Below are 19,568 nucleotides of genomic sequence, written 5' to 3'. Positions count from 1 at the left end.
GACCACCGGTGAGGTCCGCCTTGATCGGCGAACTGGCCGCGGCGACTTTGGATTCCACGTCGCACAGGTCGAGCAGCATCGACGCCATCTCGTCAGTCGAGTAGGTGGTGACGCCGGCCTCTTCGACCGCGGTGACGATGGCGTCGTTGTGGCCCATCAGCCCGGTGCCGCGGGTCCAGCCGATCAGCGCGTGCGCCAGGCTGACCCGTTCCGCCCACGAGGATTCGGCGTGCCAGCGGCTGACCACGGCGTCCAGCGCCGACTTCGCCTCGCCGTAAGCCCCGTCCCCACCGAACATGCCACGGTTGGGCGAGCCGGGTAGCACCACGTGCAGCCGGGACGCGATGTCGCGTTCGGCGCCGATCTTGGACAGCCCGCTGATCAGCCGCTGCACGGCCCACAGCAGGACCTTCATCTCCATCTCGGCGCGAGCGCCTACCTCGGAGAGGTCACCCACCACCCGCGGTGCCGCGAACGGGAACAGCAGGGTCGGCGTCTGCGCGTCCTTGATGTGGATCGACTGCGGCCCAAGGCTTTCGATCTGCTCGGTGCCGATCCATTCGACCAGTCCGTCGATGTCGGAGTAGGACGCCATGTTGGCCGCGACCACCCACAGCGCCGCGCCGAACCGGGCGTGATCGCGATAGAGGTTGCGGTAGAAGGCAAGTCGCTCTTCGTCCAGCTTCGAGGTGGTTGCGATGACGGTGGCGCCGCCGTCGAGCAGTTTGGCGGCCACCGAAGCGGCGATCGAGCCCTTGGAAGCGCCGGTGACCACCGCGATTTCGTTGTGGTGCGGGCCGGGGTTCGGGTTCTCGGCACCGGCGGCGATCCGGCCGTACAGCGAGGCGTGGATCTGCCGGCCCGCGGCCAACGACCTGCCCTGCCACCAGGTGGCCTGGTTGGCGACCACGTGGCCGGCGCCCTCGAACCGCTCCGACAGCCGCACCCAGTCGGCGTCGATGTCGCCCTCGTCGGTCAGCCACAGCTTGACCAGGTCCTCGCGGGCGCTGGCCCACCGGTCGTCGAAGACGACGGCCTTCTTCGCGTCGAACGTCGGCGCCACCAAACGTGGCCAGTCCGCGCCCAATTCGGCCGTGACGAGATCGATCAGCTCGGCGTCGGTGGCCCCGGACGACACAGCCGACGCCGGCTCGTCCAATCCCAGCTGGCCCAACACCAGCCGGGCCGCCGAAGCCAGCACGCCGTCGCGTCCGGTGATCTGGTCGGTGAATTCGCTCAGCGCGGCCGCGTCGACCGTGGCGCCGCCGCCACCGCCGGCCGAAGGCAGCGACACGGCGATACCGCGACGGGCGGCCACCGCGGCCACCGCGGCGTCGATGACCTTGTCCACCGACGCGGCGTCGGCCAGTGCGCCCTCGTGCAGGTGGCCCATCGCGCCCCCACGCACGCTGGTCCCTTCCCGGGTGCCCAGCGCGACCTCGACGGTGACGTGCTTGGCCCAGCCCTCACCCAGCTCCCAAGTCTTGGTGACCCGCTCGGCGATAGCGCCGGGACGCTTGCCCGACGGCCCGAGGACCGTGCGCAACTGGTCGTTGATCGCGTCGGAAAGCACTGGGCCGAACGGCTTGTAGGTGCGGGCGAGCTTGGTCACCTGCGCGCGCAGCCCGGCCAGGTCGGCCTCGGCGGCGCCATCGATGGCACCAAGGTTCAGTTCGGAGCCCAGGTCGACGAGCAACTGGTTGCGCCGCGACGAGGCGCCGTCGGTGATGGACTCGATGGAGTCCAGCTCCTCGATCTGGTCGATGCGCATCTTGGCCGAAATCGCGATCAGGGCCAAGGTGGCGTCGGCCGCGTCGAAGCCAATGTCATCTGGCCTCGGGCCTCCCGACGGCGCGGTCGGTGCCGGCGCCGGGGCGGCCTCGACGGTCGCGGCAGCCTCGGGCGCGGCGTCGGAATCCCCCGCCACCTCCGCGGGCTCGTCCTCCGGCTCCGGGTCGGTGTCGGTGGCGAACAGCACCGCGGCGTCGCGCTCGGCGTTGAGCACTTCGATTGTGCTGTGGGCGTATTCGGGCAGTTTGAGGGTGTTGGTGGCCAGGCCGGCGACGGTCGGCGAGGTCTTCACACCGATCTCGACGAACCGCTCCACACCCAGGCCGCCGGCGGCTTCCTCGGTGAACAGCAGATCCTGCGTCTCGATCCAGCGGACCGGGCTGGCGAATTGCCAGGCCAGCAACTCGATCAACACCTTGCGGGCCAGGTCACGCGGCCGCTCGTTACGCCAGGTGTCGTAGTCGGCGAGGATCTCGTCGAGCGGCTCGGCCGGCACCAGATCGCGGATCTCCTGGATGAAGTCGCGGTCGAGGGTGAACGGCCGCGGCACCAGGTTGGGGATGTAGCGCCCGAGGATCACCTCGGGATCCTTGTCGCGCGGCATCAGCCGCTCCAGCGAGCGGCGGAACTCGTTGACGCCCACCCGAAGCACTCGGGAATGGAACGGCACGTCGATGCCGGGCACCAGGATGAAAGACCGCTTGCCGCCGGTGATTTCACGGCGCCGCTCCACCTCGGCCTCCAGCGCTTCGAGTCCGCGCACGGTTCCGGCGATCGCGTACTGCGAGCCCCGCAGGTTGAAGTTGACGATCTCTAGGAACTCACCAGTATTCGCCGCGATCCTTGCCACGAACTCGGTGACCTCGTCGTCCGGCAGATCGATCTGGGAGGGCCGGATGGCGGCCAGACGGTAGTTGGAGCGCCCCAGCTCGTCGCGCGGGACGATGTCGTGCATCTTCGAACCGCGGTGGAAGACCGCCTCCAGCAGCGCGTCGAGTTCGAAAACACCGCTGACGCAGGCCAGCGCGGTGTATTCACCGACCGAGTGGCCGCAGGTGATCGCGCCTTCGACGAACGCGCCCTGCTCACGCATCTCGGCGACCTGCGCGGCCGCCACGGTCGCCATTGCCACCTGGGTGAACTGCGTGAGGAACAGCACGCCGTCGGGATGGTGGTAGTGCACACCACTGGCGATGATGCTGGTGGGGTTGTCCCGGACCACGTGTAACACCGAGAAGCCCAGCGTGTCACGGGTGAATTTGTCCGCCTCGTCCCAGACCTTGCGGGCCGCCTTGGACCGGGCCCGCACGTCCATGCCCATGCCCTTGTGCTGGATGCCCTGACCGGGGAACGCGTAGACGGTCTTCGGGGCGGCCAGCCGTGCGCTGGCCGACATGACCAGGTCCGAGCCGATCCGGGCGCTGACCTCCAAAACCTCTGCACCCTGGTCGATTCCGACCCGCTCCACGCGGAAGTCCACCTCGTCACCGGGCCGCACCATGCCCAAAAACCTCGCGGTCCAGCCGACCAGCCGCGCCGGGGGCCGGGCCTGTCCGTCGGTGGCGGTGACCGCGTGCTGCGCGGCGGCCGAGAGCCACATGCCGTGCACGATGGGCGATTCCAGGCCGGCGAGCAGCGCCGCGGCCTTGTCGGTGTGGATCGGGTTGTGATCACCCGACACGACGGCGAAGGGGCGCATGTCGACCGGCGCACCGACGGTGACGTCGCGGCGACGTCGCCGCGGGGTGTCGGTGGCGTTTTCTGAGACCGCTCCCCCGGCTCGCGCCGGGTCGGAGAGTTCGGCCGGGCCGGTGCGGCCCAGGATCGCGAACCGCTCCTCCATCGTCGCGATGGTTGCGCCGTCGCTTCCGGTGACCGTGACCAGCACCGGCACCACCCGGCCCATGTCGGTGTCGGTGGCCGCCGAAGCCGTTGCGGTGATGGTCAATTGGGCCGAAACGGCAGGCAGCCGGCCGGCCAGCCGGACCGCGTGGTCCAGATGCACCAGGCTGAGCAGTCCCTCCACCACGGGCACGCCGGTGTCGGTCGTCGCGGCGCCGATCGCGGCGAACACCGCGGGCCAGCACAGGCCCACCAGCGCGTCGGGCACGGTGGTGAGACTGGGCGCCAGCGGCTCACCGAACGTGGCCGTGACCCCGGTGTGGTCGGCGACCCGTTCGGGGTCCCAGTCGACCGTCAGCGTGGCGGCGCCGTCGTGGACGTCGGGCAGTGACTCGGGCCCGTCGGCGCCGGCGGCGATCGCGAGCACCGAACGCATTGCAGCGGTGGCGTCGTCGGTGGACACCACGGGAATGCCGCCGTCGACGGTGTTGGCGGGCAACCGCAACACGATGTCAATCCAGGTGCCCGAGATCGGAACGCTGAGCACGACGCTGGTCCCGTCCGGGTTGACCTGGAGCCGGGATCCGGTGGAAGTGTGTGTGGCGGTGCGGTTTTCGTGGACCTGCCAGTCGCCCGGCTCGGCGATCCGGTGCACCGGGTTGGTGGTCGTCCGTCCCGCCCACAGCACGTCGGGCGCGTCGAGCACGACCGCCAGCGGGCCACGCACGTCCGGACGGCCCAACCGGCGCGAGGTGACGTCCTCAGGCTTGACGCCGGTGGCGAGCACCTCGTCTATGGCGGCCTGCTCGAACCGGTCCAGCAATTCACCGACCGGTTCGTCCAGCCGGGTGATACCGGCCACCGCCGCCGGGCCTGGGATGATGCACACCTGGTCGGCGTCGTAGCGGGCGTCATGCGCCTGCCACAGCGAGTCGCTGCGCCACCAGCGGCGCACGTCCTTGTCGATCACCGGCACGAAATTGACCGGCTTACCCAGGGTCTTGCACAGGGTGACGAAGAACGGCACATCCGCGGGATGCAGCTGGACGGTTTCGGCGTCTGGGTAGCGCTGAAGCAGCGTGGCGATGGCCTGCTCGGGATTCTCCAACTGCGCTGCGTCGGCGAAAAGGGTTTCGATGGGGCCGGAATCCTTTGGGTGCAAACGCGCTTCGGTGCGCTTGAGCATCTCCTCGAACCGGTCGCGCCAGGTGTCGGCCAACCACGGGCTGCCCGGGGCGGCGGTGTCGGCGGTGGAATCGCCGTCGCCGATGGCCAGCTCGACGTAGCGACGCAGCCATTGCAGGTAGGTCATCTCCGCCACGTCGCCGAAGTAGGGCTTGGCGGTCCTGGCCATCGCGGCGATGATCTCGTCACGTCGGGCGGCGACGGCATCCGCGTCACCGGCGACCTCGTCGAGCAACTGACCGCACCGCGAGGCGCTGTTGTCGATCTCGTGGATGTCGGCGCCGAGCTGGCTACGGCTGGAAGCCATGCCGCCCTGGGCTTTTCCGGCGCTGATCCACTGGTCGGTGCCCTGGGTTTCGACCAGCATCCGCTTGACCGACGGCGAGGTGGTCGCCTCCAGCGTGGCCATCGCCGCGGTGCCGACCAGAATGCCGTCGACCGGCATCAGCGGGAAACCGTATTCCTGCGCCCAGCGACCGGACAGGTATTCCGCGGCGCGCTCGGGCGTGCCGATGCCGCCGCCGACGCAGACGGTGATGTTGGACCGCGACCGCAACTCGGAGTAGGTCGCCAGCAGCAGGTCGTCGAGGTCTTCCCAAGAATGGTGTCCACCGGCTCGGCCGCCTTCGACGTGCATGATCACCGGCTTGGTGGGCACCTCCGTGGCGATGCGGATCACCGAGCGGATCTGCTCGATGGTCCCGGGCTTGAACACGACGTGGCTGATCCCGATGTCGTTGAGCTCTTCGATCAGCTCGACGGCTTCCTCCAGGTCCGGGATGCCGGCACTGACGACGACGCCGTCGATTGCCGCGCCGGACTGACGGGCCTTCTGCACCAACCGCTTGCCGCCCAGTTGCAGCTTCCACAGATAGGGGTCGAGGAACAGGGCGTTGAACTGATAGGTGCGACCGGGGTCGAGCAGTCCGGACAGTTCCTGGATGCGGTTGGCAAAGATCTCCTCGGTGACCTGGCCGCCACCGGCCAGCTCGGCCCAGTGCCCCGCATTGGCGGCCGCGGCGACGATCTTGGCGTCCACAGTGGTCGGTGTCATGCCGGCCAGCAGGATCGGCGACCGGCCGGTGAGCCGGGTGAACTTCGTCGAAAGCTTCACCCTGCCGTCGGGAAGGCAGACCACCGTCGGGGCATAGCTCGACCAGGCGCGGGCGACCTCCGGGGTGGCTCCGACGGTGAACAGGTTGCGCTGACCGCCGCGGGTGGCCGCGGGCACGATGCCGATGCCCAGCCCGCGGATGACCGGGGCGGTGAGGCGGGTCAGGATGTCGCCGGGACCGAGGTCGAGAATCCACCGGGCGCCCGCGTCGTTCACTCGGGTGATCTCGTTGACCCAATCGACCTTGTCAACCAGGATCGCGTTGGCGAGCTCCCGCGCCAGCGCGACATCGAGGCCCACCTTCTCCGCCCAGCCGCCGACGATGTCGATGCCGTCGGCCAGCCGGGGGGTGTGGAAGCCCACCTCGACCTTCACCGGATCGAAAAGGGGCGCGAAGACGTCGCCGCCGCGGACTTTGTTCTTGCGGTCGGCTTCTTCCTTCTCCGAGATCTGGTTGCAGTAAAGCTCGAAGCGGGATAACTGCTCGGGCGTCCCGGTGATGACCACCGATCGGCGGCCGTTGCGGATGGACAGCACTGGTGGCAGCACCGTCCGGACGTCCTGGGCGAACTCGTCGAGCAGTTGGCCGATGCGTTCCGGGTCGGCGTTGGTCACCGACACCATCGGCGGACGGTCACCGAGCACCGAGATACCGCGCCGGCGGGCGACCAACGTGCCAGCGGCACCGATGAGCTGGGCCATCGCCAGCAGCTCGACGTCGCGCGTTCCGGAAGCCTGCAGCGCCTCGACGGCCAGCACGCCAGCGGAGTGTCCCGCCAGGGCCACCGGCGGCGTCTGGATCAGGTCCATGCCCTGACGGGCCAGAGCACGGATGGCCGCCAGTTGGGTCAGCAGCACGCCCGGGATAGAGACAGCTGACGATGTCAGGTGCTTGTCGGAGGGAACGGTGTCCTCGGCGGCCAGCGCACGTACCCATTGCAGCGGTTCAAAACCGATCGGACGAACCACGACCAGTTCATTGGCGACCGGCTCCAGCAGCAGCTCGACCTCGCCGACGAGGGTAGCCAGCTCCGATTCGATTCCCGCACCCGACACCAGCTCTTCGAGGGTTTCCAGCCAGGCGCCGCCTTGGCCGCCGAAGGCGACGGCATACGGCTCACCTGCCGTCAGGCGATCCACCAGGGCACGAGCGTTGGACGAGCCACTGTCATCACGGTCTGCGGACACCCGGTCGTGCTCGTGGATCGTCACTTCGTTCTCCCTATATGCGTCTTTTGCGTCGCGGGCCCGTTCAGCGGTTGTGGACCCCTTCCCCCGCGCGGGCCTGTGACTTCGGGCGATTCCGCGTCGAATCACGGCCGATGGTCGTCTGACCGGTGCGTTGAACGGGCGGCCGGCACGTCGTCGAGCGGCGCCATGCGTGCACCAAGTCCCAATAAGAGTGTCATAAGGACCTATACGGATTCTTGGCGTCGCTTGGTTACTGGCGAGTTCTACGCGCGGGTAACCGTGTTGTGGGTAACACCGGTTCAAACCGCCGGCGTGGGCCCCGCCGACAAACGTGCTGCATGCAGGTGGTTACGGTCGAGTAGCTATAACTGCGCTGTTCAAAGCAGTATTGTTACCAAATCGTTATCTCAAAATTTTTGGGCGGCGCGGGCACCTGCCATCGAGCCGGCCACAGCTCAACAAATTCACCGGTGTAGCCGACGACGAAAATTGAGCGAACGAGTGTTTGCTGGAATGGGTACCGGAGTCTTAGAAACTCCGGCGGTCAGGCCCACTGCCCGAATTGCGGTTTGATGATCTCGTTGATATCGACCCCGACGCCCCCGACGGTTCGCTTGTCTATCTCGACCTGATGCAGGTGCGCGGCCGGGTGGGTGTATCCCTTCGGGGAGCCCCAGTTGTGCTGCCAGAAATAGGCGCCGAGGCCGTCGTTCGCCGCCCACTCGATGGTCTTGGAGTTCGCGTACACACCGGTTCGTTGATGCCCGATGACCGACTCCCAAGACCGCAGGTAGGGCACGATCTGGTTCTTGTACTGCTCGAGTGACGGATTGTCGTCGATCGAGGCATAGATCGGGGCACTGGCCGGACCACCGGCGGCGGTGTGCAGCTCGGCACCGCGCCTGGCATGCTGTACGCCCGCGGCGGCCCCGCCTAACCAGTCGGACGTGCTTCCCTTGCCGAACTGGTAACACGAGACGATCTTGAGCCCACTCGCGTGCAGGTCCTTCGCCTCGGCGAGTTGGATCGGCTTGCCCAGCATCCAGGCTCCGCCGGGCCGTCGGTCAGAGACGTAACGGATGGCGCCGACCGCGCCCGCCGCCTTGATCTGACTTGCCGGGATGACGCCGGCCGCGTAGTCCAGCAGAGTGCCCAGCGATGCCGACGCTGGAGGTGCATTGAATGGCGCGGCGGCGACGCCCAGGCCTACCAGGCCCGGAGCGGCCGCGGCGAATTTGAGCACGTCGCGCCGGGAAACGGACATGCGCCACAGGGTACGACAAGTTCATCAATCGTCACATTGACCACACCCATCACCAAGGCATCACATTGGCAACGGTGTTCCAGCTCGCGTGCGTACACGACACCCTCGCGATGATTGGCCCGGATCTTGCTGTCTCTATAAAGTTAGTAAAGTTAGGGCCAACTTGACCGGCACCGATTGCCGACGGGAGTTCCGATGGATCACGACCAGCTCATCGACCTCACCCGACGCGGTCTGAAGTTGGCCCGCGACAAGACAACCGACCTCGCGCCGACACCGCACCGGGTTGATGCCCGCGAATACACCTCCCTCGAGCGGCATGAGCGTGACAGGGCCATGGTGGCGGCGAGCCCGCAACTGGTCGGCTATGTCTCGGAATTGCCGCGGCCGGGCGCGTTTTGCACGAAGACGGTAATGGGCAGGTCCATCCTGCTGACCAGGACAGCCGACGGGTCCGTCAAAGCATTCGACAACGTCTGCCTGCATCGCCAAGCGCAGGTGGCCTCGGGCTGTGGCATGGCCAAGCGGTTCACCTGCCCCTACCACGCCTGGACCTACGACAATGCGGGCCGGCTGGTTGCGGTGCCGGGCCGCGAGGGCTTTCCCGATACGACGCTCAAGGCCGACGGCTTGACCGAGCTGCCGGCGGCCGAATTCGCCGGGTTCCTCTGGATCGCACTGAAGCCCGGAGCAATCCTGGACGTCGGGGCACATCTGGGACCGCTGGCCGAGGAGCTCGACTCATGGGGCATCGGACGCTGGTCACCGCTGGGCGAGAAGGTGCTTGACTCCCCGATCAACTGGAAACTGGCGATCGACACCTTTGCCGAGAACTATCACTTTGCGACCGTGCACGAGAAGACTTTCGCCACGATCGCCCGCAGTAACTGCACGGTGTTCGACGCGTTCGGGCCGCATCACCGGCTGATCTTTCCCCTCAACACCATCCTGGACCTTGACAATGTCCCGGAGGACCAGTGGATCCCGTTCAACAACCTGGTCGTCATCTACGCGCTGTTCCCCAACATCGTGATCTCGGTGACGATGGCCAACGGTGAACTATTCCGGGTCTATCCCGGCGATCGGCCGGGCCGCTCGATTACCGTTCACCAGAACTCGACACCGCTGGACATCTCCGACGAGTCGGTGGCCGCGGGTGCGCGCGCCGTCTTCGAATACGCACACGCCACCGTGCGCGACGAAGACTACCGCTTGGTGGCAGGCTTGCAGGCAAACCTGGAATCCGGTGCGCGCGAACAACTTCTATTTGGCCGCAACGAGCCCGGCTTGCAGCACCGCCATATCGAGTGGCAGCGCGCCGTCGACTCACTCCGCTGACAGCGCAGTGCTCAGGTCGTCGAGAATGGCGGCCACCGGGCCCTGCTGGTCGGTGCGCAGTTTCGCCACCAATTCCAGCGCCCCTTCGCGATGGCCGGATTCCACCAGCGTCGTCAGTCGATCGACCGCGGCTTGCAGTTCAGGGTCGGCGGATTCGTCATTGGCCACGGTGGTCGCGAGCACCTCAAGCAACTCCCAATCTCGATACAAAGCCAACGACCGCTCATTGAAAGCGAAGGCCGTCACCGGTTCACCCGCCAGCGTGCCGCGGTACCGATACGGCCCCTCCATGTACTCGATCGGCAGGCAATGTGCTGGCGCGCCCACCAGCGGCTCCCCGATGATGTCCAATTGCAGGGCGGCGCAAGTGATTCGGTGGCGATCCGGCATGTACCGGGCCTTGACCGGTGGGCGGATCAGGGGCGTGATCGAGTCGGGCCAGCGGACGTAACTTGCGATCGTCACTTCGAAATCCTCGAAGCACTCCGCCGGCCGGGAATCTGGATAGCTCGTGGTGATACCGGTAAACGGTTGCAGCGCATTGTGATCGGTGCGCAGGAACTGGCGCCAGATGCTCATGTCGACGCCGTTGTCGAAGTTGATCGTGCGCCATTCGTGCGACCTGGTCCGCGGCGGCTCCCCGCTGCCACCCCCGGCATACTTCGGGAACCACTGCCGGTCGACATGTCCGGCCGTTCCGGTGACCTGCTCCTCCCGGTCGCCCCAGCGCAACGTTCCGGTCATCCGCATCCCGGTCTGGAAGTAGGAATATGTGTCATCCTGGCCGAAGCAGGCGATTTTGCCGTCGTAGGTTGAGGCGCCCAGCGGCGTTGGCGCGCGCGTCGGCGTGACGGTCAGGTCCAAGCGCATGAGTCGCCCATCCTGATCCGTGCCGACCAGGCTCACCTCGTAGGTGTAGGGCAGTAACTCGCCGGCGGTGTCGCGACAGGTGATCCAGCTGGCGGCCCCCATACCGGTTTGATACGCAAGATCCAAATGGCCTACCGCCGTGGACAGTTTGGGCCCTCCGCCCCGTTCCATGCTGACCGGCGGCATGTCGTAGTCGGTATAGGTGCCGTAGTCACCGGTGTCGAGGTCGAACAACGCCAAGGTGTAGAAATCGGCGACGATCGTCCCGCCCGGGCGGTTCCGGTTGAAGATGGTCAGGAACGCATACGAGCGGTCGGTGCCGGCCGCGAGTTCTCCCGCGAGGAACCAGGTGTCGGACTCCTGTCCGGGATGCTGGCCTTCGGCGGCGGGGAAATCCAGCTGGGGATCGCCGGGAACGAGTTCAAACGGATAGCTGCGCCAGTCGCTGGTCATGTGATGCCTCGCCTCAGGGGGAATGTCGTCCGGCTTGTCACAGCGAAAATCCGCTTTTTTGCTATGTTAGCATCAATAGCGAACTTAGGCGTCTCCTGCCCTGAGGTGGTGTCCGTGATGACGGCGAATCCCCGCTCCTACGACCAACTTTTCATCGGGGGGCGGTGGCGTCAACCGTCCACATCCAAGCGGATCTCGGTCATCTCGCCGCACTCGGAGCAACCGATCGCGCACGTGCCGTCCGCCGGTCCGGCCGATGTCGACGCTGCCGTGCTCGCCGCCCGGCATGCGTTCGACAACGGACCCTGGCCCCGACTCGCCCCCCAGGAGCGAATCCGCAAAGTCGAAGCGTTGGCAGCGGTCTATGGGCAACACATCGACGAGATGGCCGACCTAATCACCGCACAGATGGGCTCACCCCGCAGCTTCAGCCGGCTCGGGCAGGCAGCCGGTGCCGCCTCGATGATTCATCTGGCGCTGGCCACCGCGCGCGACTTCCCTTGGGTGGAGCGCCGCCGCGGTGTGCTCGGTGAAGCGCACCTGCGCCGCGCACCGGTAGGCGTGGTCGGGGCGATCGTGCCGTGGAACGTGCCGCAGTGTCTGATCATGCCCAAGCTGATCCCGGCCCTGCTCGCCGGCTGCCCGGTGATCATCAAGCCGGCACCCGAGACACCTTTGGACGCTTTGTGGTTGGCCGAGATGATCGAGCAGGCTCAGCTGCCTGAGGGTGTCGTTTCGGTGATCACCGGCGGACCCGAGGTGGGCGAGGCGCTGGTGCGGCATCCCGGCGTGGACAAGATCGCCTTTACCGGTTCCAGTGCCACCGGCCGGCGCATCGCCGCCCTGTGCGGCGAACAACTCAAACGGGTGAGCCTGGAACTCGGGGGCAAGTCGGCGGCGATCGTCCTCGATGATGCCGACATCACTAAAACGGTAAGCGGATTGAAGACAGCCGGGTTGATGAACAACGGTCAGGCCTGCGTCGCCCAGACGCGCATTCTCATCAGCCGGCGCCGGCACGACGAACTCGTCGACGCGCTGGCCGGCATGATGTCGACGTTGACCGTCGGTGACCCCACCGATGACAAGACCGACGTCGGACCCCTTGTCGCGCAACGTCAACAGCAGCGGGTGCAGGACTACATCCGATCCGGCCAGCAACAGGGCGCCCGGATCGTCGTCGGCGGCGCCGACAGCCCCGCACCGCACGGTTGGTACGTGCGCCCCACCCTGTTCACCGATGCTGACAACGGCATGCGCATCGCCCGCGAGGAGATCTTCGGTCCCGTGTTGACGGTGCTCACCTACACCGACGAAGACGACGCGGTCCGCATCGCCAATGACAGCGACTACGGTCTGGCCGGTTCGGTGTGGACCGCCGACACCGCGCATGGCCTCGAAATCGCGGCGCGGGTGCGGACCGGCACCTACGGCATCAACATGTACATGCTCGACATCAGCACTCCGTTCGGAGGGTTCAAGCACTCCGGGATCGGGCGTGAGTTCGGCCCCGAAGGGCTTGACGAGTACGTGGAACTGCAATCCGTGGCGTGCAACGGGAAACTGCCGCCGCTCAACGAGGAGGGGGCAGCTGCAAAGTGATGTCCACCGGACAGCACAGCGCGTCGTGCTGGTTGCGGACCTCAATCCGCAGGTCCACCAGATATCGTGGCGGGTCCACGGAGGTGTCACAGCGCTTGGCCACTATTCGGCCCCGGCCGATCATGGTGTCTCCGGCGTAGATCGACCCCGTCAATCGCATCGATCGCCGCACCACGCGGCTGCGCGGACCTGCCCAGTCGGTGGCGATGCGGTCGGCGAATCCGGCCAGATGCATGGTGTTGACGTAGATCGTGGGATTCCCTTGGCTCTGCGCGTAATCCGGGTCGAAATGACCGGGAAAGTAGTCCCAGGTGGCACCGGCGTTCTCGATCACCCGTTGGTAGGTGATCTCGTCGACGACCTCGGGCAGGTCGGCGGGAACGCTCAACGCGTTCCATTCCGGTTCGGTCACGACGGCGCGCCGGGAGTGAAGCGGAACAACGTGTTTCGCGATCGGGCGACGACGGCGCCGTCTTGACGGCGGTAGGTCTCAAGCGTCTCGACGAAGTGACCGATGCCCAGCCGGGTGCGTTTCTCCGGTGACACCGACACCAGTTCCTCGACCGCGGTGAGCCGGTCACCCTCGACGATCGGGTGCAGATATTCGACATCGTTGGCGGCGTTGATGAAGGTGGTGCCCGGCAGCGGAACCCGCAGCGCCAGTGCCGCGGCAGGCGGGCGCCCGCCGGGTTGCCAAGGGGGCGGTATCAGCCAGCCCATCAACAACGCCGGGGGTGCCAACAGTCCGCCCCAGTGTTCGCGGGCGAACTCGGCGTCCCAATACGCGCGGTTGCCGTCGCGGACCAACGACGCGAACAGCTGGATGCGTGCGCCGCTGATCGGGGTCGCCGCCGTCCGCGGTTCGGTCGTCGCGCCGACCATGCGCAGCGCGTCCTCGTAGGTGCCCACGGCCAGCTGGTAACTCAGGCTCTGGTCCACGATCACATGACGAGATGGCGGCTCGACACGGAATCCCACACGAGTTCGCGTGAGGTGAAGTACCACCCGCCTCGCTCGTAGATGAGCTGATCCGCGAAGACGCCGGTGACCGGCGCGCTGACGTCAGCGTCGGCTGCGGCGAAAAGTATCGCCACGCAATGCTGGGTTGCGTTGACTCCGTCGACGTGGATCTCGTTGTCCACGGTGACCAGACGTCGCCCTCTGGCGCCGTCGAACGCCTCGCGCAGATCGGTGAAGGGCTCACCGTCGCGGACGTAGCTGGCGCCCGAATGGCGGAACGTGGCGATCCAGTCGTCCCGGTTGCCCTCGGAGTATGCCCGATTGTGCCGCGCGGTCAGATCCAGAATGCCCGCACGGCCGGTCGCGGCGTGCAGCATCTGCTGTTCCTGATAGGTCATCGTCATCGTTGTCTCCAACCTTGCCTTTCACCGGCTCACAATGTATCCGTGGGTTTCACGATCCCATGCGCTCGCGCTCACGCCACGGGCCCGCAACACGTCCTTACGTATCCGGCCGATGACGTTCTTGGGAAGTTCATCGACGGTATCGACGAATCGGGGGACGCAGAAGTACGGCATGCGGGCGGCGCAGAAGTCCAGCAGGTCCGCGTAATCGAGTGCGGCACCGGGGCGCACCGTCACGGCGACCAGGATGTCGTCCTCGCCGAGATCGCTGGGTACCGCGACCGCGGCGGCCTCCTGAACCGCCGGGTGACTCATCACCACGGTTTCGACTTCCACCGATGACACGTTCTCGCCGCGGCGGCGCAGCGAGTCCTTGACCCGGTCCACGTATGTCAGGTTGTGCCCCGCATCGAGCTTGCCCAGGTCGCCGGTGTGGAACCACTCCGGATGCGGGTCCACTTGAAGTGCGGGATGCCAGTCGGGATGCACATATCCCTGGCTCATGACACCAGGGAACAGCGGTCGGCAGGTGATCTCGCCGACGGACCCGGCGGGCACCGCTACACCGGCGTCATCGACGATGCGCACCTCGAAATTCGGATTGAGCCGGCCAGACGTTCCCGGAACCCCCTCGTCGGCAACATTTTTGACTGCGAGCGGAAAGGCTTCGGTCATGCCGTACATGGTCACGATGCGACAGCCGTAGCGCTGCTCGATCGCGCGGTAGGAGTTCGCGTCGATCGGTGCCGCGGAGATGAACCGCAACGGCAACTGCGCGTCACGCGGATCCGGCGGCAGGCTCAGCAACATGGTGACCATCGCACCCGCGCCCACGAACCCCACCGCACCGCGGGTGCGCACCTCCTCCCACACCTCGCGTGGATGAAAGCCGGCTGCCAACGCGGTGGTTCCGCCGACCAGCAGTGGTGCAAGCACGCTGGGTGCCGCGCTCAAATGAAACAGCGGCATCGCGGTCCACAGCACCTCCCCCGCGCTGAACTGCCACGCCTGGGCGGCGGTAGCGGCCACCGTGAAGAGGTAATTCCAGGATGTGGCAACTGCTTTCGACGGACCCGTGGTGCCCGAGGTAAAGAACAGCGCGCCGAGATCGTCCGATGCCGCGGGGTTGTCGCCTGTCGCACCGCCGTCGTCCAGCGCAGCGGCGAGTGCCTGATCAATCACTACAATCTGGGTGTCGCGGTCGAGATGTCCGGCGATCTCGTCCACCCGCTGCCGCCGAGCCGAGTCGGTGAGAATCAGCTTGGCTCGCGACAACCGCAGGTTGTGCAGCAGGAAGTCACCCTTGTTGGCGGCGTTGACCGCGGCGCTCACCGCGCCGACATATGCCGCACCGAGCCAAAAGTAGACCCATTCCGGACATGTCGCGGTGAACAGGGCCACACCATCGCCAGGACCGATTCCATGGTCCGCCAACAGTTTTGCCGCGGCGCGGGATCGCTGCCGCAGCTGCGCGAAGGTGATGTCACTACCTGCCACCGACATCATGACCCGATCGGGATATTGTTCGGCGCGGCGATCGAGCACGGCTGGCACGGTGAACCGGTCGACACCGAAGTCGGCGGGCGCCGGAGGTCCCATCAGGCCGGTGCGGCCGCCGGGTCCGGCTCGCCGTCGGCGGTGTAGCCGAAATCGTCGGGCGACGGTTGGGTACCGGGGTAGAAGCGGTGCGCCCAGCGGCGCAGTGCCGCATAGTCGTGCGCCTCTTCCGGCGCCAGGTTGGGCTTCTCCAAATACTTCATGTTCTCCCAGGTGAAGAAGTCCTGTTTGATGACTTCCTGTTGCAGCGCCAGGAATTTGGCCGCGCGGCCCGTAGGCGCATCACCGTCGTCACCGGGCTCACGAATGGAGGCCTGGGTGTAGAAGTAGTCGGTGTAGTCCTCGTCTACCGGTGTCTGGCCGGTGACCTGGACGGTGGCTACCAGGTCGCTGGGAAAGCGCACGATGCCGAGCCCCAACGAGTAGTTGTCGTAGATGATCTTGGCGTCGACCGGGCCGTTGGGCGTCAGCCAGGTCTTGGCGCGGCCACCCCCGAAATGCGCGTTGACCGTGGCGTGCAGGTGATATCCCGAGACCTCGAACGATGCCGTGTTGGCCGGGTTGGCGGCCTTGTGCACGTACTGGACGTGGTAGGGGTCGGCGGCGTTTTCAATAATCATCTGCGCGTGCACCTTGACGCGGTTGACCATCCGCGTGTGTGGGTGCAATGGGTAGTACTCGTTGGTTTCCAGTTCGGGGAGCACAGGCGGCTGCCAGTACGGTGCGCGGCCGTGGCGCTCGTGCCAAACCAGGATGAAGCCGTACCACTCGGTGACAGGGTACGTGCGCACGCGGACGTTGTTCTTGCAGCCGATCTTGCTGTACGGAATCAGCGCGTTGGTGCCATCGCCGCGCCACTGCCAACCGTGCCAGGGACAGACGATGTGTTCGCCCTCGACGGTGCCACCGACGCCCATGTTGGCGCCGAGGTGCTGACAATAAGCGTCCAGGACGTGCACCTTGCCGGTGGCGGTGCGGAACAGCACCAACTCCTCGCCGAAGTAGTGCACGCGCTTGACCTGACCGGCGACCAGATCGGAGGCGAAGCCGACGATGAACCAGCCCGTCGGGAAGCGGTAGGTGGACAGCGCAATGCCCGAGGACCCGAACTCCCGCTCGGACGGGTCCGCTGTGGCGTCTGGTGCAGTTTGCGTCACGAGTTCTCCGTTTTCCCACGCGGCCGCGCGGCGACGAGGCCGCCCGCGCAGCCGCGGTTCGACGACTGCGTCTATTTTTACTATTTTAGACATTGAACGTCAATGTGGACGCTCAGGCCATTCGGCGCCCGACCGAGCTTCGGGGCCAATGGCATTGCGCCATCTCAGTTCTCGCGCGTTACTCGACAATACGCAGCGCGGCCCGCGGGCATTGGTCCACCGCGGCGCGCACGTCGATCTCCCGGTCCGGGGGCACCGGCCCGTCGGCGATCTGCACGACGTCCTCATCACCCAACTCGAAGATGTCCGGCGCGATGGATTCACAGAACCCATTGGCCTCACACATATCCGCGTCGACAATCACCCGCATGGGCTGCCCCTTTCCCTAGAGACCCACTGGCCGGGTCCCGATCACCCCGCCGGCGGCGAGGCGCGCGAGTTCTTCCTCGGTCAGTCCGCACTGATCGCACAGTACGTCTTCATTGTGCTCCCCCAGCGTCGGCGGGGGCCGCCGCAGCCATTCCCGCTGGCCGTCGAGCAGCGCGAACGGTGGGGTCGGATACCGGCCGGTGCCGGTGCGGGGATGGTGCAGGGTCTCGAGGAAACCGCGCGCCCGAAGTTGCAGATTCTCGGTGACCAGCGACGGTGATACGACGGGGGCGGCGGGCACGCCTGCCTGCGCCAACCGCTCCACCGTGCCATCAAGCGGTTGGCCGGCGAACCAGTCCTGTAGTCGCCGGTCGATCTCGTCGGCGCGTCGCTGCCGCCCGGCGCTCGTGGACAGATCTGCGCCCGCCAACGCGGCTAGACCGACCAGTTCGACCAGCGCCGACCACTGCCGGTCATCGCAGATGCTGACCGCGATCCAGTCGTCCGCGCCGGCGCAGCGGTAGATGTTCTGCAGGGCTCCGCCGTGGCCCCGATTGCCGCGGCGCTCCAGCGTTTTGCCGTACACCTCGGCTTCGATGGGCTGGATTGCGGTGGTGTTCAGCACGGTTTCGAGCATCGGCAGTTCCACTTGCTGACCGGTGCCGGTGCGCTCCGCAAAATTCAGGGCGGCCGTTACCGCGAACGCGGCGTGCACGCCGGCCAGCGGATCACAGGCGCCGCGCGGGGTGACCGGCGGCGCTTCGGGCAAGCCCGTCACCCACGTCAGGCCGCCGATCTGTTCCATGGTGGGCGCGAACCCGACCCGTTCCCGCCAAGGCCCGTCCAAACCGAATGCCGGCATCCGGACGACGACCAAATTCGGGTTGATCCGCAACAGCACATCGGCGGTGAGGCCGAAGTGATCCATCACCCGCGGGGAGAAGTTCTCGATCACCACATCTGCACCGGCGACCAGGGTCCGGAACAGTCCGCGCCCCTGCTCGGACCCCAGATCCAGTGTGACGGAACGCTTGTTGGTGTTCATGGCGTGAAAAACCCAGCCGTACTCCCACCAGTCGTCCACATCGGTGCGCATACCACCCGAGTAGCGGATGCCGTCGGGACGCTGGATCGACTCCACCTTGATCACGTCGGCACCGAACGCGGCCAGCAGATGCGTGGCCGCCGGGCCGGCCCAGAACGCGGTCAGGTCGACGATTCGCACACCCTCCAGCGGCAACCCGGCGACCGCCGAGCCAGGACTGAATTCCCTTGCCGTCCAGACTGGTTCGTTGTTGTCCGCGCCGATATCGGGTGTCTGTCCTACCGCCGAAGGAGCACACCGCGTCATCAGCCACGGCGGTCGCGGCTGGTGAAAACCGGCCGGGTTGGCGATGAACACCCCGCGTTCGGTCATGTACTCCATGTCCCGGACGGTGGCGCCGTTGCCGAGCGGGGCGATCGGCAACCGGAACAGCTGCCCCAGCTCGACGATCTCGGCGACGGTGCGTTCGGCCATCCAGGGACCGATCGATTCGTAGATGAAGTCGCGGTACTCCCAACGGCCAATCTGAAAGCGCAGCTGCGGGATGTCTTCGAACTGCGGACATTCGACCATGGCTGCGAAGTCCAGCCACTGCTGCCCGGTGACCATCGTGATGCCGACATAGCCGTCCTTGGCTCCGATGATCGAGGGCACTTCCAGGGTGCGGCGCACCGGCGGGACTTGCAGCAGCTGCGAATGCAGCCACTCGCTGCTTTGCATCGCCGTGATGGCCTCGAGCATGGACAAATCCAGATGCTCTCCCCGTCCGCCCCGCTCGACGCGGCGGCGCACCGCCAGGGCACCGAAGGCGGCATATACCCCGCCCATGTACTCGCCGAGGTCACCACCGATCGAAATGGGCGGTCCGGCAGGGTCGCCGCGGAAGCCGGTGCAACCGGACCAGGCCTGGAGGGTGAACTCGGTGGCGGGCCGTTCGGCGTACGGACCGGTCCAGCCGAAATCGGAAATAGTGACGACGACGGCCTGCGCGGACTGTTGCAGCAGCTGCTGCGGATCAACACCCAGCGCTGTGGCGTGCGCACGGCTCCCGGTCACGACGATGACGTCCGCGGCGGCGAGTTCGGCGTGGTAGCGCTCGTCCTCCGGCGGCAGGCTCAGGCTGCGCTTGCCGGCGTTGAGGTAGCAGAACAACGGCGAGGCGGGCCCCTCCACCGGCGAACAGGTCGCCGAGTACCGGCGCAGGGGATCCCCTTGCGGCGGTTCCAGTTTGCGGACCTCAGCGCCGGCGTCGGCCAGCAACTTGCCGCAATAGCTGCCGGCCACGCGGTCACTGATCTCGACGACCCGGAGTTCTTCGAGCGGTGTCGGCCGGCTACCGGCCACGTCACTCACGCGGCTATTTATACCATTACTGCTAAAATAGCTAAGCCAGTCGAGTTCGCGCGCCCGCGGCCGTGTGCTCTGT

At 66.5% G+C, this 19,568-nt stretch carries 12 protein-coding genes; 2 read left to right on the top strand and 10 right to left on the bottom strand.

Going from position 1 to position 19,568, the window contains the following annotated elements; all coding sequences use genetic code 11:
• Together BN972_RS12630 and BN972_RS12625 are read right to left on the bottom strand one after the other, a co-directional pair.
• Positions 1-7,144 (bottom strand): fatty acid synthase subunit beta domain-containing protein (locus BN972_RS12630; protein ID WP_036358250.1); only part of this gene is annotated, 7,144 nt, incomplete at its 3' end.
• 523 nt (positions 7,145-7,667) lie between these two features.
• Positions 7,668-8,387: a DUF1906 domain-containing protein gene (locus tag BN972_RS12625; protein WP_036358248.1), complete on the bottom strand. Its 720-nt coding sequence runs from the start codon at positions 8,385-8,387 to the stop codon at positions 7,668-7,670.
• 195 nt (positions 8,388-8,582) lie between these two features.
• Here BN972_RS12625 and BN972_RS12620 point away from each other — a divergent pair, with 195 nt between their 5' ends.
• Positions 8,583-9,725 (top strand): aromatic ring-hydroxylating oxygenase subunit alpha, encoded by a 1,143-nt coding sequence (locus BN972_RS12620; RefSeq protein ID WP_036358245.1) that lies wholly within the window; start codon positions 8,583-8,585, stop codon positions 9,723-9,725.
• Here the strand turns inward: BN972_RS12620 and BN972_RS12615 are convergent.
• A complete protein-coding gene (locus BN972_RS12615; protein WP_036358242.1) occupies positions 9,714-11,048 on the bottom strand; it encodes a lipocalin-like domain-containing protein in 1,335 nt (444 codons plus the stop codon). The genes BN972_RS12620 and BN972_RS12615 overlap by 12 nt on opposite strands.
• A 117-nt stretch (positions 11,049-11,165) precedes the next feature.
• On the opposite strand from BN972_RS12615, the gene BN972_RS12610 reads away from it, so the two are divergent.
• Entirely contained in the window at positions 11,166-12,650 is a 1,485-nt protein-coding gene (locus tag BN972_RS12610; protein WP_036360739.1) for an aldehyde dehydrogenase, read from the top strand.
• On the opposite strand, the gene BN972_RS12605 is transcribed toward BN972_RS12610, so the two are convergent.
• The 7 genes from BN972_RS12605 to BN972_RS12575 all read right to left on the bottom strand — a co-directional run bounded on the left by BN972_RS12605 (position 12,622) and on the right by BN972_RS12575 (position 19,495).
• On the bottom strand, positions 12,622-13,062 hold the full coding sequence (locus tag BN972_RS12605; protein WP_036358239.1) for a MaoC/PaaZ C-terminal domain-containing protein: 441 nt from the start codon (positions 13,060-13,062) through the stop codon (positions 12,622-12,624). The genes BN972_RS12610 and BN972_RS12605 overlap by 29 nt on opposite strands.
• On the bottom strand, positions 13,059-13,532 hold the full coding sequence (locus tag BN972_RS12600; RefSeq protein ID WP_099051125.1) for an FAS1-like dehydratase domain-containing protein: 474 nt from the start codon (positions 13,530-13,532) through the stop codon (positions 13,059-13,061). Before BN972_RS12600 ends, BN972_RS12605 begins: the two co-directional genes overlap by 4 nt.
• Before the next feature lie 59 nt (positions 13,533-13,591).
• Positions 13,592-14,014 (bottom strand): nuclear transport factor 2 family protein, encoded by a 423-nt coding sequence (locus tag BN972_RS12595; protein ID WP_036358235.1) that lies wholly within the window; start codon positions 14,012-14,014, stop codon positions 13,592-13,594.
• 21 nt (positions 14,015-14,035) lie between these two features.
• On the bottom strand, positions 14,036-15,613 hold the full coding sequence (locus BN972_RS12590) for an AMP-binding protein (protein WP_036358232.1): 1,578 nt from the start codon (positions 15,611-15,613) through the stop codon (positions 14,036-14,038).
• Positions 15,613-16,728 carry an aromatic ring-hydroxylating oxygenase subunit alpha gene (locus BN972_RS12585; protein WP_036358229.1) on the bottom strand — a complete coding sequence of 372 codons (1,116 nt, stop codon included), beginning with the start codon at positions 16,726-16,728 and terminating at the stop codon, positions 15,613-15,615. Before BN972_RS12585 ends, BN972_RS12590 begins: the two co-directional genes overlap by 1 nt.
• 178 nt (positions 16,729-16,906) lie before the next feature.
• The gene (locus BN972_RS12580) at positions 16,907-17,098 is read right to left on the bottom strand and encodes a ferredoxin (RefSeq protein WP_036358226.1); all 192 of its coding nucleotides are present in this window, start codon (positions 17,096-17,098) and stop codon (positions 16,907-16,909) included.
• A gap of 15 nt (positions 17,099-17,113) precedes the next feature.
• Positions 17,114-19,495, bottom strand: coding sequence for a CaiB/BaiF CoA-transferase family protein (locus BN972_RS12575; protein WP_080696827.1), 2,382 nt, complete (start codon positions 19,493-19,495; stop codon positions 17,114-17,116).
• Positions 19,496-19,568: the final 73 nt, after the last annotated feature.

Source organism: Mycobacterium asiaticum DSM 44297, assembly GCF_000613245.1.
Taxonomy (GTDB): Bacteria; Actinomycetota; Actinomycetes; order Mycobacteriales; family Mycobacteriaceae; genus Mycobacterium; species Mycobacterium asiaticum.
Note: the sequence above shows the minus strand (reverse complement) of the source record. Positions and strands in the feature narration are given on the sequence as shown.

Excerpts from the sequence above, each read along its gene's own strand:
- BN972_RS12625 (WP_036358248.1), bottom strand. The coding sequence starts at position 8,387 with ATGTCCGTTTCCCGGCGCGACGTGCTCAAATTCGCCGCGGCCGCTCCG.
- BN972_RS12620 (WP_036358245.1), top strand. The coding sequence starts at position 8,583 with ATGGATCACGACCAGCTCATCGACCTCACCCGACGCGGTCTGAAGTTG.
- BN972_RS12615 (WP_036358242.1), bottom strand. The coding sequence starts at position 11,048 with ATGACCAGCGACTGGCGCAGCTATCCGTTTGAACTCGTTCCCGGCGAT.
- BN972_RS12610 (WP_036360739.1), top strand. The coding sequence starts at position 11,166 with ATGACGGCGAATCCCCGCTCCTACGACCAACTTTTCATCGGGGGGCGG.
- BN972_RS12600 (WP_099051125.1), bottom strand. The coding sequence starts at position 13,532 with ATGGTCGGCGCGACGACCGAACCGCGGACGGCGGCGACCCCGATCAGC.
- BN972_RS12595 (WP_036358235.1), bottom strand. The coding sequence starts at position 14,014 with ATGACGATGACCTATCAGGAACAGCAGATGCTGCACGCCGCGACCGGC.
- BN972_RS12590 (WP_036358232.1), bottom strand. The coding sequence starts at position 15,613 with ATGGGACCTCCGGCGCCCGCCGACTTCGGTGTCGACCGGTTCACCGTG.
- BN972_RS12580 (WP_036358226.1), bottom strand. The coding sequence starts at position 17,098 with ATGCGGGTGATTGTCGACGCGGATATGTGTGAGGCCAATGGGTTCTGT.